This window comes from Paenibacillus sp. P4_E11 (assembly GCF_056401635.1).
Genome location: NZ_JBFUIX010000104.1, coordinates 1 through 18,093 on the forward strand (window position 1 = coordinate 1; position 18,093 = coordinate 18,093).

At 48.8% G+C, this 18,093-nt stretch carries 15 protein-coding genes; all 15 read left to right on the forward strand.

Going from position 1 to position 18,093, the window contains the following annotated elements; translation table 11 throughout:
* A partial coding sequence (locus AC1DWB_RS26840; RefSeq protein ID WP_477544182.1) for a hypothetical protein occupies positions 1 to 118 on the forward strand: 118 nt, incomplete at its 5' end.
* Positions 119 to 237: 119 nt separating this feature from the next.
* Positions 238 to 4,548, forward strand: a complete 4,311-nt coding sequence (locus AC1DWB_RS26845) for a PolC-type DNA polymerase III (RefSeq protein ID WP_477544168.1) — start codon at positions 238 to 240, stop codon at positions 4,546 to 4,548.
* A gap of 178 nt (positions 4,549 to 4,726) precedes the next feature.
* Positions 4,727 to 5,185: a ribosome maturation factor RimP gene (rimP, locus tag AC1DWB_RS26850; RefSeq protein WP_477544169.1), complete on the forward strand. Its 459-nt coding sequence runs from the start codon at positions 4,727 to 4,729 to the stop codon at positions 5,183 to 5,185.
* 33 nt (positions 5,186 to 5,218) lie between these two features.
* Positions 5,219 to 6,316 carry a transcription termination factor NusA gene (nusA, locus tag AC1DWB_RS26855; protein ID WP_477544170.1) on the forward strand — a complete coding sequence of 366 codons (1,098 nt, stop codon included), beginning with the start codon at positions 5,219 to 5,221 and terminating at the stop codon, positions 6,314 to 6,316.
* Between the two features lie 65 nt (positions 6,317 to 6,381).
* On the forward strand, positions 6,382 to 6,693 hold the full coding sequence (rnpM, locus tag AC1DWB_RS26860; protein WP_477544171.1) for an RNase P modulator RnpM: 312 nt from the start codon (positions 6,382 to 6,384) through the stop codon (positions 6,691 to 6,693).
* Positions 6,683 to 7,009: a L7Ae/L30e/S12e/Gadd45 family ribosomal protein gene (locus AC1DWB_RS26865; protein ID WP_477544172.1), complete on the forward strand. Its 327-nt coding sequence runs from the start codon at positions 6,683 to 6,685 to the stop codon at positions 7,007 to 7,009. The genes rnpM and AC1DWB_RS26865 overlap by 11 nt, the downstream gene beginning before the upstream one ends.
* Complete coding sequence (gene infB, locus AC1DWB_RS26870) at positions 7,002 to 10,106, forward strand: translation initiation factor IF-2 (RefSeq protein WP_477544173.1); 3,105 nt, start codon at positions 7,002 to 7,004, stop codon at positions 10,104 to 10,106. Before AC1DWB_RS26865 ends, infB begins: the two co-directional genes overlap by 8 nt.
* Before the next feature lie 9 nt (positions 10,107 to 10,115).
* Positions 10,116 to 10,472: a 30S ribosome-binding factor RbfA gene (gene rbfA / locus AC1DWB_RS26875; RefSeq protein ID WP_477544174.1), complete on the forward strand. Its 357-nt coding sequence runs from the start codon at positions 10,116 to 10,118 to the stop codon at positions 10,470 to 10,472.
* Positions 10,469 to 11,467 carry a DHH family phosphoesterase gene (locus tag AC1DWB_RS26880; protein WP_477544175.1) on the forward strand — a complete coding sequence of 333 codons (999 nt, stop codon included), beginning with the start codon at positions 10,469 to 10,471 and terminating at the stop codon, positions 11,465 to 11,467. The genes rbfA and AC1DWB_RS26880 overlap by 4 nt, the downstream gene beginning before the upstream one ends.
* Entirely contained in the window at positions 11,464 to 12,432 is a 969-nt protein-coding gene (gene truB, locus AC1DWB_RS26885; protein WP_477544176.1) for a tRNA pseudouridine(55) synthase TruB, read from the forward strand. The genes AC1DWB_RS26880 and truB overlap by 4 nt, the downstream gene beginning before the upstream one ends.
* Before the next feature lie 36 nt (positions 12,433 to 12,468).
* Positions 12,469 to 13,416 (forward strand): bifunctional riboflavin kinase/FAD synthetase, encoded by a 948-nt coding sequence (locus tag AC1DWB_RS26890; protein ID WP_477544177.1) that lies wholly within the window; start codon positions 12,469 to 12,471, stop codon positions 13,414 to 13,416.
* 170 nt (positions 13,417 to 13,586) lie between these two features.
* Positions 13,587 to 13,856, forward strand: a complete 270-nt coding sequence (gene rpsO / locus AC1DWB_RS26895; protein ID WP_477544178.1) for a 30S ribosomal protein S15 — start codon at positions 13,587 to 13,589, stop codon at positions 13,854 to 13,856.
* Between the two features lie 232 nt (positions 13,857 to 14,088).
* Complete coding sequence (gene pnp / locus AC1DWB_RS26900) at positions 14,089 to 16,191, forward strand: polyribonucleotide nucleotidyltransferase (protein WP_477544179.1); 2,103 nt, start codon at positions 14,089 to 14,091, stop codon at positions 16,189 to 16,191.
* Between the two features lie 161 nt (positions 16,192 to 16,352).
* Complete coding sequence (locus AC1DWB_RS26905) at positions 16,353 to 17,420, forward strand: polysaccharide deacetylase family protein (protein WP_477544180.1); 1,068 nt, start codon at positions 16,353 to 16,355, stop codon at positions 17,418 to 17,420.
* 47 nt (positions 17,421 to 17,467) lie between these two features.
* The coding region (locus AC1DWB_RS26910; RefSeq protein WP_477544181.1) for a M16 family metallopeptidase at positions 17,468 to 18,093 on the forward strand (626 nt) is incomplete at its 3' end.

The following is an 18,093-nucleotide window of genomic DNA, read 5'->3' on the forward strand; positions in this document are numbered from 1 at the left end:
GGAAGAGACAGGTGCAACGAGTCGCAACATCCCGTTCGAGCCAAGCGAGCAGAAATCGACTTGTCTCGTGTGTAGTTCTGCAGCGCAGCATACAGTTGTATTCGGTAGAGCACACTAGCTAGATTGGCTTTTGGATGGAAGGGTCACGTTCAGAGATTGGGCAAAATGCGGACACATAACGTCCTTTGTTTTGCCCTTTTTTGGCCTAATAGGATGAAATGGGAGAGGAATGATGGGATGAGTAATCGAGCGGACCAGCGGAATCGCTTCGAGCTGCTGCTACAGCAAGCGGGGATTCCGAGAACCATTGTCGAGTCATACTTGACGGAAGGGTTCATAGATCGAGTCGAATGCAGCCGCAGCAACCGGGAATGGACGTTTTATTTAACGCTTTCCACTCTTGTCCCGCATGATGTGTATAAAAGCTTTTGCATAATGATTCAAGAAAAGTTCGCTCATATTGCAGCTATTCGGATCGTTACGTCTTATGACGAACGGATCGAGGATGCCGTGCTAGTGGAGCAATATTGGACCTTATTCATAGAATGGATTCACACGGAAGCCGCTTCGATTAACGGATGGTTAGGTAAAGCGACATTCGAGGTGCGCGATAAAGTCGTAACGGTGCATATGTTGGATGCGTTCGGGCTGGAAATGGCTAAGAAGAAGGCGGTGGATGGGTTCGTTCAGCGTTATTTCCGCGACTATTTCAATCGATCCTATCAAGTGAAGCTAGCAGCCAGGGAATCTAGTGAAGAAGTTTACGAGAAATTCGCCCAGCAAATCGTAGAAGAACAGCGCACGGTCATTCAAGAGATGATCTCGTCCTCTGCGGAAACAATTGCACTCGAAACAGCTACTACAGATGCTGAGACGAAGCTTATGATGGGCTATGAGATCAAGGATATGCCGGTTCCGATCCAGAACGTGCAGGATGAAGAGAAGAAGATCACAATACAAGGGATGATTTTCAATCTGGACAAGAAGGAGCTTCGCAACGGGAATACGTTGTTTGAGTTCAATTTGACCGATTTCACCGACTCGCTCACGCTGAAGGCATTTGCTAGGAACAAGGAAGATTTGAAAGTATTAAACCTTCTCGCAAATAACAAATGGATTCGGGCCAGAGGGAAGGTTGAGTATGATCGATTTATGATGGTACCTGAGCTGGTCATGATTCCGTCGGACCTGGTTGAGGTGGTGCCCCCTGCAGAGCGGACTGACAGTGCTGAGGATAAACGTGTGGAATTCCATTTGCATACGACGATGAGCACGATGGATGGGATGACCTCAGTTGATGAATATATTAAGACGGCAGCCAAATGGGGCCATAAGGCGATTGCCATAACTGATCATAGCGGAGTGCAGTCGTTTCCGGAAGCGAACAAGGCGGCCAAGAAGCATGGGATCAAGGTTTTATACGGCGTAGAAGCTAATGTGGTGAACGACTCCGTGCCAGTCGTATTGAATGGTACTGACGTCCAGTTGCGCGATGCCACTTATATTGTGTTCGACATTGAGACAACCGGTCTATCTGTTATCAGCAATAAAATCATTGAGCTGGCCGGGGTGAAGATAAAGGACGGCAAGGTGATTGACCGCTTCGAATCATTCGTTGATCCTCATGAGAAAATCCCTTATCACATCACACAACTGACTCATATCACGGACGATATGGTTCTGGGAGCTCCGGAACTGACCGATGTGCTACCCCAGTTTGTTGAGTTCGTAGGCGATGCCGTGCTCGTTGCGCACAACGCACGGTTCGATATGGGGTTTGTTCAGGCTAATCTGAGAACGATGGGGTTGGCTGAGCTATCAAATCCGGTGCTGGATACGTTGGAGATGGCCAGGTTGTTGTTTCCTAGTATGAAGAACCATAGGCTGAATACATTGTCCGATAAGTTCAAAGTTAGTCTAGACAATCATCACCGTGCGGTGGATGATGCTGCTGCGCTCGGTGAAGTACTAGCTCATATGGTGAAGGAAGCAGAAGATCGGGGTAAGACGAATCTGCTTAACTTGAACGATGATGTCGGCAAAAATTTGACGAATACAAGACCGTTTCATTGCTGCATCTATGCGCTTAACGCAGTGGGCAAGAAAAATTTGTTCAAGCTTATTACGATCTCCCATACCGAATATTTTCACCGTGTGGCTTGTATTCCCAAGAGTAAGCTTGTAGAGCTCAGAGAAGGACTGCTTGTAGTGTCAGGCTGTGAGAAGGGCGAGTTTTATGAAGCGGTGCTGAATAAAACCATAGAAGAAGCCGAGCAAGTTGCTGAATTCTATGATGTCCTGGAAATTCAACCAATCGGGGTTAATATGCACTTGGTTGATAAAGGATTGGTCGGCAGCCGTCTGGAGCTGGAAGAGACGAACCGACGTATATGTGCGATCGGGAGCAAGCTCGGGAAGCCGGTTATTGCTACAGGTAATGTGCATTACTTACATCCACGGGATAAGATTAGTCGTGATATTGCGATTATGGGTATAACCGGATTCAGCCCACTTAAGGATATGAAGAAACCTGATGTTCATTTCCGGACGACTCGAGAAATGCTAGAGGAATTCAAATATTTGGGCGAAGAGAAAGCTAGGGAAGTCGTAGTAACGAATACGAGCGAACTTGCTGAACGATTCGAATCGTTCGATTTGTTTCCCAAGCAGTTGTTCACCCCGAACATCGAAGGGGCCGATGAAGAAATTCGTAACAAATGCTATGATTTTGCGAAATCGCTATATGGCGATGAGTTACCTGAAGTTGTTGTGCAACGGCTGGAGAAGGAGTTGAAGCCGATCATTGGGTATAAGTTCTCGGCCAACTACTTGATGTCGGAACGGCTTGTGAAGAAATCGAATCAAGACGGCTATTTGGTCGGCTCGCGGGGTTCGGTTGGATCATCTGTCGTAGCCACTTTCCTTGGCATTTCCGAGGTGAATCCCATGCCTCCGCATTATGTATGCCGTGCTTGCCGACATAACGAATGGTTCCTGGATGGAAGTGTTCCAAGCGGCTTCGACATGCCTAACAAGGTTTGTCCGAACTGCGGGCAGATGATGCGGGGCGAAGGACACGATATTCCGTTCGAGACGTTCCTTGGTTTCAAGGGCGATAAAGTACCGGATATTGACTTGAACTTCTCAGGGGAATATCAGCCGATTGCCCATAATTATACGAAGGAGCTGTTCACCGAGAAGTGTGTATTCCGTGCGGGTACAATCGGTACGGTCGCGGAGAAGACGGCGTATGGTTATGTGAAGAAGTATGAGGAGGAACACGGCCAGAAGTGGAGGAATGCGGAGATCACCCGGCTTGCATCGGGCTGTGTTGGGRTGAAGCGAAGCACGGGTCAGCATCCAGGTGGTATTGTAGTCGTACCGGATTATATCGATGTGGAGGAAGTGACTCCCGTTCAATATCCGGCCGATGATATGAAATCGGAATGGAAAACGACACACTTCGATTATCATGCCTTCGAAGAGAACTTGCTCAAACTCGATATTCTGGGACATGAAAATCCGACGATGATGCGAATGCTTCAGGATTTGACCGGAGTGGACCCGACTTCGATCCCAATGAATGATCCCAAAGTTATGAGTCTGTTCAATTCTACTGCAGCACTTGGCGTGATGCCTGATCAGATTCGTTCGCCGGTAGCCACTTACGGCATTCCAGAGATGGGGACGAAATTCGTGCGCCAAATGCTTCAGGAGACGCAGCCATCCTCGTTCGCCGATTTGCTGCAAATATCCGGTCTGTCTCATGGTACGGGGGTATGGTTAGGCAATGCGCAGGAGTTAATTAAAAAAGGAACGTGTACGATTAAGACCGTTATCGGTTGCCGTGATGAGATCATGCTATTTCTAATATATAAGGCAGGAATGGATGCCGGTCTGGCGTTCAAGATCACGGAGAGCGTAAGAAAAGGCAAGGGCTTGACGGATGAATGGATCGAGGATATGAAGAAGCATAAAGTGCCGCAGTGGTACATTGAGTCTTGTCTTCGTATCGAGTATATGTTTCCTAAGGCACATGCGGCGGCTTACGTTATAGCGGCTGTGCGTACTGCCTATTACAASTTGTATCACCCGATCGCCTTCTATGCCACTTACTTCTCGATGCGCGCGGAAGAATTTGATGTCGATATCTGTTCACAAGGTTATGAAGTCATTATGAAGAAGCTGAATGAAATCGAAGAAAAAGCATTCCAGGCCGCACCGAAGGAGAAAGCGATGATCCCGATCCTGGAGATGGGGTTGGAAATGACATCGCGTGGTTTTAGTTTCAAGGGAATTGACTTGTATCGTTCGGATGCTACACGGTTCAAGGTCGATGGGGACACCCTGATTCCTCCTTTCGCTGCGATCCAAGGCGTCGGTGAGAATGCCGCACGTAACATAGCTGCTGCTAGGGAAGAAGGCGACTACTTGTCGATAGAAGATTTCCAGAATAAGTCCAAAGCCACGAAGACAATCGTCGAACTGCTCAGTACGATGGGTTGCTTCCGCGGGTTACCGGAATCGAATCAGTTGTCTTTGTTCTAGTTTTCCGCTCTTGTCGTGAAATCCATGTTATGGTATAATCAATTTTGGTAATAATGATGATCATAGATCGTTATTGATGCGAGAGTGGGGAAACCCACTCTTTACGTTTTGTGTGCAGAAACTGGCATACGATGACGGTTGATTTATTCCTTTTTTGGCACTAAGGAGGTATCCATAGATGGCACAACCGATCAAAGATGTAATTACAGGATTAATTCAACCTTTTCTGGATGCAGAAGGGTTTGAGTTGGTGGATGTCGAGTTCGTCAAGGAAGGCAGCAACAAGTTTCTACGTGTCTACGTTGACAAAGAAGGCGGCATCGATATTGATGATTGCGGACGGATCAGTGAGGTTCTAAGCGAGAAGCTTGACGAGAATGATCCGATTCCGGATGCGTATTTCCTAGAAGTGTCTTCTCCAGGAGCCGAGCGGCCGCTTAAGAAACTTACTGACTATGAACGTGCGGTGCAGAAGCAAGTATTCGTTACGACATACGAGCCCGTGGACGGGGACAAGGAATTTGAAGGGAAGCTGCTCTCCTTCGACGGTGAGACACTGATCGTTCAGACACCTCGCAAGAAAGCAGCTATTCCGTATTCGAAGGTGGCCAGCGCAAGATTGGCCATCGTATTCTAGCAATGGAATCTTGAAAGGAGGAACTCATTTCAAATGAACATGGATTTTATTGATGCCCTGTCGGAAATCGAGAGAGAGAAAGGAATCGCCAAAGATATTTTGGTTGATGCGATTGAAGCGGCGTTGATTTCCAGCTACAAACGGAACTTCAACACCGCCCAGAATGTGAGAGTAGATATTAACCGGCAAACCGGTCTGATTAAAGTATACGCGCGCAAATCGGTCGTGGATGAAGTGCTCGATCCGCGACTGGAAATTTCGTTGCATGCATCTCGTGAGATTAATCCGAATTTCCAATTGGACGATATCGTAGAGATTGAAGTTACACCGAGAGATTTCGGTCGTATCGCGGCTCAGACTGCGAAGCAGGTCGTGACTCAACGTATTCGCGAAGCGGAGCGCGGTCTGATCTATGACGCCTTCATTGACCGTGAAGAAGATATCGTGACCGGGACCGTACAACGTCAAGACTTGCGCAGCATCTTCCTTGACTTAGGTAAGGTGGAGGCGGTGCTGCCTCTGAATGAGCTGATGCCGAATGAGAAATTCAAGCACGGCGACCGGGTTAAAGCATACATTACCAAAGTGGAAAATACGACTAAAGGGCCGCAGATTATGCTCTCGCGGTCTCATCCGGGGCTGCTTCGACGGTTATTCGAGCTGGAAGTTCCGGAAATATATGACGGTGTCGTAGAGATTCGTTCCGTCGCTCGTGAAGCTGGCTTCCGTTCCAAGATTGCCGTTCATTCTCGCAACACAGAGGTCGATCCTGTCGGTTCTTGCGTAGGACCGAAGGGAACTCGTGTACAGACGATCGTGAACGAGCTGAAGGGCGAGAAGATCGATATCGTGCGTTGGTCGGATAGCGTGGAAGAGTACGTGGCGAATGCGCTTAGCCCTTCCAAGGTGCTCGAAGTGAACGTTTTCGAGAACGAGAAGATGGCACGAGTTATCGTGCCGGATTATCAGTTGTCGCTTGCCATCGGGATTAAGGGTCAGAATGCAAGGCTTGCCGCCAAGCTGACGGGCTGGAAGATCGATATCAAGAGTGAGACGCAGGCTGAACAAGAGCTGGGGCGTCCAAGAACGTCGACTGAGGAAATGCATCAGGATTCGATCAGTATCGATTAGATTGTCCTAACTAGGACCCCACATAGTAACAGAACGTTTCATTATTATTCGGGTGGGTGATGGTCGTGAAAGCTAGAAAGATCCCGCAACGCAAATGCATTGTGTGTCAGAACATGTTGACCAAGAAAGAGATGGTCCGCCTTGTTCGGACGCCCGAGGGTGTTGTCGAGATTGACCTGACAGGCAAGAAGAATGGCCGGGGCGCGTATATATGCGGGCAGATCGAAGGCTTCAACAAGGCGAAGAAGACCAAGGCAATCGAGCGAGCGCTCAAGGTCACAATGAGCCCAGAAGATTACGATCGGCTGGAGCAGGACTTTATCGCGATTCAACCGAAGTATGCGGCGTTTCCTTGCGGGAGAACCAATGAATCGTAAATTCGGATCATACTTGGGACTTGCAATGCGTGCAGGCAAGCTGGCTACTGGCGATGAGGCTGTACTGAAGGCGATTCGTTCGGGAGAGGCTAAGCTCGTGGTCATGGCTGAAGATGCTTCTCCCAATACACGGAAGAAATTTCGGGATAAATGCAATTCGTATCAAATCCGACTTGCCGAGCATGGCAGTCGGTTAGAGTTGGGCGCCGCGATCGGCAAGGAAGAGCGGGTGTTGATCGCTGTGCTGGAACCTGGGTTCGCGCGCCAAATGGTCGCGTGCCTCGGAATACCTGTGGAGGTGAAACATATTGAGTAATCAAGATAAAGACAAAGACAAGCTACGTGTTTACGAATATGCGAAATCGCTGAATATGAGCAGTAAAGAAATTATTACGATCTTGAAGCGATTAAGCGTACCTGTAAATAATCATATGAGCGTGATGGAGAATGATTCRGTGCACAAAGTTGAGCAATTTTTCCGTGATGTGAAGGCCAATGCAGCAGCGAAGCGTGCTGGAAATGAAGGTGGCAGCAACTCGAACTCCGGTTCCAATGTTGCTGTAGATCAAGGAGCCAAACAAGCTGGCAACGGGCAGCAACGTCCAGCTCAAGGTAATGCCGGACAACAGGGTGGACAGTACAATCGTCCGCAAGGCCAGAATACACAAGGCCAGAGCCCAGTAAATGAAGGAAATCAAGCCGCTCCAACTCCTACTAGCCAAGCCCCTACAGTCTCTGCGAGCCCGAGCCAAGCTCAGGCCAGTCCAAACCAAGGTCAGTCTTCGGAAGCCGGCGGTTACCAAGGCCAACGCCGTGAAGGTCAAGGACAAGGCGGCTACCAGGGTCAACGTCGAGAAGGTCAAGGACAAGGCGGCTACCAAGGTCAACGCCGTGAAGGTCAAGGCAGTGGCTACCAAGGCTCGCGTCCGCAAGGTCAAGGCAGCCAAGGCGGAAGCGGCTATCAAGGTTCGCGTCCGCAAGGTCAAGGCAGCCAAGGTGGAAGCGGCTATCAAGGTTCGCGTCCGCAAGGTCAAGGTGGCCAAGGTGGAGGCGGTTATCAAGGTTCACGTCCGCAAGGTCAAGGCAGCCAAGGCGGAAGCGGCTATCAAGGCTCGCGTCCACAAGGTCAAGGCAGCCAAGGCGGAAGCGGCTACCAAGGCTCGCGTCCACAAGGTCAAGGCAGCCAAGGTGGAGGCGGTTATCAAGGTTCGCGTCCGCAAGGTCAAGGTGGCCAAGGCGGAGGCGGTTATCAAGGCTCGCGCCCGCAAGGTCAAGGTAGCCAAGGCGGAGGCGGTTATCAAGGCCAGCGCCCCCAAGGACAAGGAGCTCAAAGTCGTCCAGGCGGTCAAACAGGCGGCGCACGTGGTGCTGCTCCTGCGACAGCTCAATCCGCTCGTGGTGGAGAACGTACCGATCGTACGAATCCTCGCAATAATAGTCAATATCAACAAAACCGTCCCAATGCCGGTTCGGGACGTCCGACGATCATTCCGACAGGAAACGAAGAGTTGGATGAAGCAGGCAAAGGCTTGACTGCGAAGAAGACGAAACCGAACACGAAGCGGTTTGACGATAATAATAAAACGAACTTCAAGGGCAACGGTCGCAACCAACGCGGCAGACAAAACGCACAGCCGGTTTACAAGGAGAAGATCGACAATACACCTAAGAAAATTATCGTCAGGGGCACGATGACTGTTGGCGAGCTATGCAAATCCTTGCATAAGGACGCGTCTGAGGTCATCAAGAAATTGCTGCTCATGGGTGTAATGGCTACGATTAATCAGGAGCTCGATCTTGACACCATTCAACTGATCGCGAATGAATTCAAGGTCGAAGTCGAAGTTAAGCTTCCAGTAGAGGAAGACAACTTCGAGACGATCGAAGAGAAAGACGATGCTGTTGATCTGATTGAACGTGCTCCAGTCGTTACCATCATGGGTCACGTCGACCATGGTAAAACGACGCTTCTTGACGCAATCCGTCACACGAATGTAACCGAAGGGGAAGCCGGCGGGATCACTCAGCATATCGGAGCTTACCAAGTTGAAGTCAAGGGCAAGAAGATTACGTTCCTCGATACACCAGGTCACGAAGCGTTCACTACGATGCGTGCACGCGGTGCCCAAGTAACGGACATTACGATTCTTGTTGTCGCAGCGGACGATGGCGTTATGCCTCAGACCGTTGAAGCGATCAGCCATGCCAAGGCAGCGAATGTACCCATTATTGTTGCTGTAAATAAAATTGATAAGCCGGGTGCTGATCCGGACAAAATAAAGCAAGAGCTAACCAAATACGAACTCGTTCCGGAAGAGTGGGGCGGAGAAACGATCTTCGTGAACCTGTCTGCCAAGCAACGGATTGGGCTCGAAGAATTGCTCGAAACCATATTACTCGTAGCAGAAGTGCAAGAACTGAAGGCTAATCCTGACAAGCGTGCGAGAGGAACCGTACTCGAGGCGGAATTGGATAAAGGCCGTGGACCGGTTGCACGCGTCCTGATTCAACATGGTACGCTCAAAGTCGGCGACGCATTCGTTGCAGGCGTAAGCTTCGGCCGTGTACGTGCTATGGTTAACGATAAGGGCCGTCGTCTCAAGGAAGCAGGACCTTCTACACCTGTAGAGATTACCGGGTTGACAGAAGTACCTCAAGCAGGTGACCCGTTCCTCGCGTACGAAGATGAGCGTAAAGCAAGAGCGATCGCTGAGCGTCGTGCCGTTACGTTGCGTCAATCCGAGATGGGGACTAATACCCGCGTCACACTGGATGATCTGTACAAACACATCAAAGACGGTGAAGTTAAAGACTTGAACGTAATCATCAAGGGTGACGTTCAAGGCTCTGTTGAAGCGTTGAAAGGCTCGTTGGAGAAGATCGAAGTGGAAGGCGTCCGTGTACGTATCCTGCACAATGGTGTAGGCGCGATTACGGAGTCGGATATTATTCTAGCTTCGGCCTCGAATGCCATCATTATCGGTTTCAACGTCCGTCCTGAGACGGCTGCATTGACGACTGCTGAACAAGAGAAAGTCGATATTCGTCTGCACCGTGTCATCTATAGCGCGATTGAGGAAATCGAGCAAGCGATGAAGGGAATGCTTGATCCGATCTTCAAAGAAAGTATTATCGGTCATGCCGAAGTGCGGAATATATTCAAGATCAGCAAGATCGGCACAATCGCAGGCTGTATGATTATTGATGGTAAAATTACGCGTTCGGCTGAGCTACGCGTCATTCGAGGCGGTGTCGTTGTGACCGAAGGGAAGGTCGACTCCCTGAAGCGGTTCAAGGACGATGTGAAAGAAGTTTCCCAAGGATACGAGTGCGGGATATCCATCATCAAATATAACGATCTCAAAGAAGGGGACATCATTGAAGCTTATGTGATGGAAACCGTAGAGAGGTGATCCTAGGCAATGGCAAGGATTCGGGTTGGTCGTGTCGGAGAACAGATTAAGAAGGAACTCAGTATCATCCTGCAGGCGGAATTGAAGGATCCGCGCGTCGGCTTCATTACCGTTACAGGTGTCGATGTGACCAACGATTTATCTCAGGCTAAAGTGTTCATATCTGTCTTGGGGACGGATCAACAAAAAGAAGATACACTCAAAGCGATTGCAAAAGCTACAGGCTTCATTCGATCCGAGTTAGGAAAGCGAATCCGGTTACGCAAAACACCGGACTTGCTCTTCACATTCGATTCTTCGATTGAATATGGCAGCCGCATCGATCAATTGCTCACGCAATTGAATGAAAGGAATGCCGAACAATGAATGCCCGAGCCGATGTACGAACATATGAAGGGCAATTGGCGGAAGCCCGCCGATTTATTGAACAACACGATCACTTTCTCGTTGTATCCCATGTGAATCCGGATGGTGATGCAGCTAGCTCAACCTTTGCAATGGGCTGGCTGCTCGATCACCTCGGCAAGACGTTCACCATGGTCAATGAAAATGCGATTCCCGAGAAGTTTGCTTACATGTGGGGATATGATCGGCTCGTAGCACTTGCCAATCTTCCAGATACCAACACCTTTCGCGCAGTCATCAGCGTTGATTGTGCAGATGAGTCCAGAATGGGACTTGTGCGCGAGCGATTCTCACCCAATGTACCCTTGCTTAATATCGATCATCACCCAACGAACGATTATTTTGGCGAAGCACAGCTAATCCGTGAAGACGCTGCGGCTACAGTTGAGCTATTGTTCGACCTGGCTGTTCAGCTAAACATACCGATGACGAAAGAATTAGCTGACTGCATATATACGGGACTGCTTACGGATACCGGAGGATTTCGGTATTCCAACACATCACCTGAAGTGATGCGAATCGCTTCGGATTTGCTTCAACACGGGGTACAAGGGTATCAACTGGCTGAAGCTCTGCTCGAGAAGATTACGCGTACTCATATAGCTGTGCTTCAGAAGGCGTTAGGTACGCTTTCCTTCGCGTTCGATCATAAGGTGAGCTGGATATCGGTCTCTCTGGAAGCGATTCGTACCACAAACGCGACTCCAGATGATTTGGAAGGATTGATCCAATATCCACGCAACATCGAAGGTGTAGAAGTAGGGCTTTTGTTCAAACAGGTGGATTCAGATAAAGTGAAGGTGAGCTTTCGATCGGCTGGTTCCGTCGATGTGGCACAGGTAGCCAAATCGTTCGGAGGCGGCGGGCACGTTCGGGCTTCGGGATGTACGATGGAAGGCGAGCTGAATCAAGTGGTTGAACAAGTCGTGGCAGAAGTAGGTCGTGCGTTAAGATGAATGAAGCGATAGGGGTAACACGTAAGAAACTATCCGATCTTGAGGGTGTTCTGCCAGTGCATAAAGCGCCTGGGTTCACCTCGCATGATGTAGTAGCCAAGGCTCGCCGTATCTTGGGGATGAAGCGCATCGGACATACAGGGACATTGGATCCGCAAGTTACGGGTGTGTTACCCCTATGTTTGGGAAGAGCGACTCGAGTGGTAGAATACATTCAAGAGCTACCCAAAGAATATGAGGCCGAACTGACGATTGGCTATTCTACAGATACTGAGGATTGGACAGGCCAGGAAACTTCACGTGTGGAAAAGGTTGAACTACATGAGGAAGAACTTAGACGTGTGCTAGAATCGTTTCTAGGCGCTATTGAACAAGTTCCTCCCATGTACTCTGCCGTGAAGATAGATGGCAAAAGACTGTACGAACTCGCTCGTCAAGGGCAAGAAGTAGAGCGTACAGCGCGTTCTGTTACTATTTATGCACTTGAGTTGATTGAGGCGCATTTGGAAGAGACTTATCCGACTGTTCGAATTCGGGTACGCTGTTCCAAAGGTACTTACATTCGTACTTTGTGTGTGGATATCGGTCGTGCGCTTGGGTATCCGTCTGTTATGAGCGAGCTCAAGCGGACATCCACCGGCAACATTACATTGGATCGCTGTTTGACATTGGAAGAGATTGAGCAACTGCATCGAGAAGGCAAGCTGGAATCTTATTTGATTCCGGTTGATCAAGCGATTAGCCATCTGCCTAAAATCGTTACGTCGGAACAGGTAGCGTTGAATGCTTCTCAAGGTAAAACGATCCCGTATGATCAACGGCAAGAAGAGGCAAACCATATGATCGTTGTTGACATCGCACCAAGCCCATTAGTCCGCCTTTATGATCCGAATGATCGGTTTATCGGCATTTTCCGTAAAGACCCGGAGCAGTCCACACTGCGCCCGGAGAAAGTATTCGTGTAGCGACAAGCTGCAGGAACAGTAGGTGAATGTATTCCTATGCATGTCATTGAGTTATCTTATCCACTATTGCTAGCCGAGATTGATGTCCCGAAATCGGGTCAAGTGATGGCAATTGGAGATTTCGATGGAATTCATCTGGGTCACCAAGAAGTGATTCGAAAGGCTGTCGAATCGGCCAAGCAACATAACTTGCCTGTCTCGGTCATGACCTTCCATCCTCATCCACGGGATGTGCTCGGTCATGCACGCTATTCGCAATATTTGACGCCTCTGCAGGACAAGCTGGACATGTTGGCTGAACTTGGAATTGACTATGTTTACTTGGTTCAATTCAATCTCGCCTTCTCACAAGTTACGGCTGAACAATTCGTAACCCAAATGTTATTACCGCTTCGTCCGGAAACCATCGTGGTCGGTTTCGATTTCAACTTCGGTTATCAAGCCAAAGGGAATGCGGATACGTTGTGTGAATGGGGAAAAGGCCAATTTGCTGTTGAAGTGGTGCGGCCTTTTCACCATGAGGGTGAGAAGATAAGCAGTACGTTCATTAGACGTTGTTTGGAAGAGGGGCAAGTCGGACAGGCCCGTCAGCTTCTAGGTCGGAATTATAAGCTGATCGGGACTGTCATCCATGGGGAAGCTAGAGGAAGACAACTCGGATTTCCGACAGCTAACTTGCAGTTAGACGGTTCTTACGTGATACCCGTTCACGGTGTGTATGCCGTCAAGGCCGAGATTGACGGAGCTACCCTAGCAGGTGTCATGAACATCGGGATGAAGCCGACCTTCTCGGATGGTTCGCTTGTTCGCTCATTGGAAGTGCATCTGTTCGACTTTAACCGATCGATCTATGGCGAGCGAATGAAGGTAGAATTGGTCGCCTATCTCCGGGCAGAGCGTAAGTTCGGTTCGATCGACGAGCTAGTTAGTCAGATTCGAAGAGATGTGGAAGAGGCTAAGATGATTCTGATGCCTCGCACTTAATCGATGAGTCTGCAGAGTCTACGTTTACAACGGCTGTGCTAGTGTGGTATACTATCTTTCGTTGCCTGATGAGACGTATTCATCTCGGCGGAACCTTAGCTTGGAAACACGATCTCACCGACGGTTTCTCGGCTTATGGCGATTATCATTTGGAATAGGAGGTGACCGGGATGGCACTAACACAAGAACGCAAAAACCAGCTGATTGCCGATTACAAAGTTCATGAGACCGATACAGGATCTCCTGAAGTTCAAATCGCGATTCTTACGGAGAACATCGTTAACTTGACAGACCACCTGCGGACGCACAAGAAAGATCATCACTCGCGCCGCGGTTTGTTGAAGATGGTAGGTCAACGCCGTAAGCTGCTCGCTTACTTGAAGAACAAAGAGGTTAGCCGTTACAGCGCACTGATTGAGCGTCTAGGCTTGCGTCGATAAGAGAAACGATTGGAAAAACAACCGTGTCGGCTTTGGCCGCAGGTTGTTTTTTTGAAAGATGGAGAAACCATAGATTTGGCTTCAAAGATGCGTAAGCATTCCGACAGGCTCCCCTAGGAGCCTTTTTTCTCGAAAAATTTTCGTATGAAAATAATGTTTTACATAAAGAAGGAAATACTGTTGAATATGAAGAATAAGAGTGAGATGGACAATTAGAATCTGGAGGGCAATTATGGAGAAGAAAGTGCACATGGAATTGGGAGGACGTCCGTTCACCTTGGAGACGGGTCGACTTGCCAAACAAGCCAACGGTGCAGTCGTGGTGCGTTACGGAGATACGGTCGTGCTCTGTACGGTGACCGCTTCGTCGGAACCGAAGGATTTGGATTTTTTCCCGCTGACAGTGAATTATGAAGAACGCTTATATGCGGTCGGTAAAATCCCGGGCGGATTTATTAAAAGAGAAGGTCGTCCGAGCGAGAAGGCCATCTTGTCTAGTCGTCTAACGGACCGTCCGATTCGCCCATTGTTTCCGGAAGGATTCCGAAACGATGTACAGATTGTAGCGATGGTCATGAGTGTGGATCAAGATTGTCCATCTGACATTGCGGCTATGATTGGTACTTCGGCTGCTCTTAGCATATCTGACGTTCCATTCAGCGGACCTATTGGTGGAGTAATAGTAGGTCGCATTGACGGTCAATTTATTATTAACCCGACACCTGCACAAGAAGAGAAGAGTGATGTATATCTCGTTGTGTCCGGTACCAAAGACGCGATCATGATGGTGGAAGCGGAAGCTAATGAAGTGCCAGAGGATGTTATTCTCGAAGCGATCATGTTCGGTCACGACGAGATTCGCAAGATCGTGGCTCTGCAAGAGCAGTTCGTTCAGCTCGCTGGCAAGCCTAAGATGGAAGTTAAGCTTCACGCAGTAGATTCCGAAGTGAATGCAGCAGTGCGTAACTTCGCACAGGAACGTCTCGTGGAAGCGATCCGTATCCCTGAGAAGCACGCGCGCCAGGCGGCAATCGATGTCGTCAACGCAGAAGCTGTGGAGCACTTCACTCCGATCTACGCGGAAGAATCCGATAAGATTAAGGACGTCAAGGAAGTTCTGTACGACATCGTTAAGGAAGAAGTTCGTCGCTTGATCACGCATGATAAAGTACGTCCGGACGGTCGTGGACTGAGTGAAATTCGCCCGATCGAGTGCGATACCGCCTTATTGCCACGCACACACGGATCAGGGTTGTTCACACGCGGTCAGACACAAGCACTAAGCATTTGTACGCTTGGGGCGCTTGGCGATGTTCAAATCTTGGACGGGCTGGATCTGGAAGACACCAAGCGGTTCATGCACCACTATAATTTCCCGCCATTCAGTGTAGGGGAAGCAAGACCTCTTCGTCCTCCAGGCAGACGGGAAATCGGTCATGGCGCACTCGGTGAACGCGCGTTGTCCAAAGTCATTCCGAATGAAGTGGAGTTCCCTTATACGATTCGACTTGTATCGGAAGTGCTGGAATCGAACGGGTCCACATCACAAGCGAGTATTTGTGCAAGTACGCTGGCTATGATGGATGCCGGTGTTCCGATCAAAGCTCCTGTGGCAGGTATTGCGATGGGCTTGATTAAAGATGGTGAGCATTTCTCGATCCTCTCTGATATTCAAGGGATGGAAGATCATCTGGGCGATATGGATTTCAAGGTAGCGGGAACAGCTGAGGGTGTAACTGCGATTCAGATGGATATTAAGATCGACGGGATTAGCCGTGACATTCTGAAGCAATCGCTGCAACAGGCCAAGGAAGGCCGATTGCATATTCTGGGCAAAATGCTGGAAAGCATTCAAGCGCCAAGGAAGAGCCTATCCCCCTATGCGCCTAAAATTCTTACGATGCAGATCAATCCTGATAAAATTCGTGATGTTATTGGCGCCGGCGGGAAAATCATTAACAAAATCATTGAAGAGACCGGCGTGAAGATCGATATCGAGCAGGACGGTCGCGTATTCATTGCTTCTTCGAACGAGCAGATGAACGAGAAGGCTAGATCGATCATCGAAGGAATCGTGAAAGAAGTAGTGATCGGCGAAACATATCTCGGTACTGTGAAGCGCATTGAGAAGTTTGGAGCGTTTGTGGAAATCCTTCCGGGTAAAGAAGGTCTTGTTCACATCTCGCAGATCTCAACAGAGCGTGTAGCCAAAGTGGAAGACGTCTTGAAACTGGGCGATCAGATTACGGTGAAAGTAACGGAAATCGATAATCAAGGTCGTGTCAACTTGTCGCGTAAAGCTACATTGGCAACGCCAGCAGCAACATCGGAATAAGGCATACGGAACCTATAATAGGAATGATAAAGAGCCAGAGCATTTCTGACTCTTTTTTCATTCGCTCATAGAGCAGGGTACATAGAACTGTTCGTGGTATAAAAGAGACTGTTTTGACATAGGATGGGGAATAGTATCGGACAAGGGTGGGGGTGAGAAGGATGGGAAAGAAGTGGGTTATCGTCGGAGGCGTTGGATTGCTCGTTATGTGGGGAGTGTTTCAATCGGACAATCTGGATGCATTCGTGACTTGGAGCAAACAGAAAGAAACGATCGCATTTCAAACTGTACAAGAGCCAGAAACTTTAAGGGAGCCTGCACAAGCCGCGCACAGCCTGCCTATGCAGTCGGTTCAGAGCGTTCTAACCGAAGACACTCGAACGAAGCTTTTGGAGCGGATTAAGCAGGAAGCCGAGAGTAGAAAGCAGCCTGCCATTGATGCCAAGCTGGATCGTGTGTGGAAAGCGATTCCCGGATTGAATGGTAGGGAAGTGGATGTTGAGGCGACTTGGAAGCGAGCTATTGAGCTCTCCGTGACGAGTGGTCATTCGTTCCCTCTTCTCTATAAAGATATCCCTCCTTCGGTCCGTTTGGACGATCTTGGTGCTCAACCGATCTATAAAGGAAACCCGAACAAGCCTATGGTGGCATTGATGATCAATGTCGCTTGGGGTGATGAATACATAACGAAGATGCTTGATATTCTTGAACAGCAACAAGTGAAAGCGACGTTCTTCTTAGACGGTTCTTGGTTGAACAAAACCGAGGCTACAGCTTTGGTGATCATGCAGAAGGGTCATGAACTATCCAACCATGCCTATTCGCATAAAAATATGAGTCAAATTAGCCGACAGCAAAACGTGGACGAGATATCCAAGACCCAGAAGCTACTCGATAAGCTAGGGGTGAGTAATAAGTTATTTGCCCCCCCTTCAGGGGACTTCAATGATCAAACCGTCAAGGTGGCCAGTGAACTTGGCTTGCGTACGATCTTATGGACTATCGATACCGTCGATTGGAAAAATCCAGGGGCGGAAGCAATAGTACGGCGGATCACGCCACGCCTGGAGCCTGGGGCTATGATCCTGATGCATCCTACACAGTCGTCTAGTGAAGCATTAGAGCAATTGATCAGGAATATTAAGGCAAAAGGGTTTGTATTAGGGACGGTATCGGAATTAATTTCACCTGAACGTGTACCAGTGGTTGAGGAGCCGATCAAATTCTGATATATTGAAAGCATTGTTTGGATTTACATTGTAAGGGGGTGTCCCGATTGATCAGGCTTCAATTGCAAAATGGATTGCGAGTTATTCTGGAAAAAATTCCAACCTGCCGTTCCGTATCGTTCGGTATATGGGTAAAGACAGGATCTCGCAATGAGAACGAAACGAATAACGGGATTTCCCATTTCATTGAGCATATGTTATTCAAAGGAACTTCGCGATTTACGGCCAAGGATATTGCAGAGACGTTTGACGGGATTGGCGGCAATGTGAATGCCTTTACTTCGAAGGAGTACACTTGCTTTTACGCGAAAGTATTGGATCAGCATTTACCGATCGCCGTTGATGTACTTGCGGATATGTTCTTTCAGTCCATTCTTGATCCAAGCGAGCTGGATAAGGAACGTAATGTGATATTGGAAGAGTTATCAATGTATGACGACACGCCTGACGATCTCGTTCATGATCTGATAGCGCGAGCTTCGTATCAGAATCACCCACTCGGTTATTCCATTCTTGGTACACAAAGCAATTTGGAAGCGATGACTGCTGATTCTTTGCGGAGTTACATGAAGAGCCACTATCGAATCGATAATACCGTGATCAGCTTGGCTGGTAACATTGACGATTCTGTCATTGACCTATTGGAGAAGCATTTTGGGTCATTCAACAACGC

Bases quoted from the DNA above. Each gene is read 5' to 3' on its own strand.
- rimP (WP_477544169.1), top strand. From the start codon at position 4,727: ATGGCACAACCGATCAAAGATGTAATTACAGGATTAATTCAACCTTTT.
- nusA (WP_477544170.1), top strand. From the start codon at position 5,219: ATGAACATGGATTTTATTGATGCCCTGTCGGAAATCGAGAGAGAGAAA.
- AC1DWB_RS26865 (WP_477544172.1), top strand. From the start codon at position 6,683: ATGAATCGTAAATTCGGATCATACTTGGGACTTGCAATGCGTGCAGGC.
- rbfA (WP_477544174.1), top strand. From the start codon at position 10,116: ATGGCAAGGATTCGGGTTGGTCGTGTCGGAGAACAGATTAAGAAGGAA.
- AC1DWB_RS26880 (WP_477544175.1), top strand. From the start codon at position 10,469: ATGAATGCCCGAGCCGATGTACGAACATATGAAGGGCAATTGGCGGAA.
- truB (WP_477544176.1), top strand. From the start codon at position 11,464: ATGAATGAAGCGATAGGGGTAACACGTAAGAAACTATCCGATCTTGAG.
- AC1DWB_RS26890 (WP_477544177.1), top strand. From the start codon at position 12,469: ATGCATGTCATTGAGTTATCTTATCCACTATTGCTAGCCGAGATTGAT.
- rpsO (WP_477544178.1), top strand. From the start codon at position 13,587: ATGGCACTAACACAAGAACGCAAAAACCAGCTGATTGCCGATTACAAA.
- pnp (WP_477544179.1), top strand. From the start codon at position 14,089: ATGGAGAAGAAAGTGCACATGGAATTGGGAGGACGTCCGTTCACCTTG.
- AC1DWB_RS26905 (WP_477544180.1), top strand. From the start codon at position 16,353: ATGGGAAAGAAGTGGGTTATCGTCGGAGGCGTTGGATTGCTCGTTATG.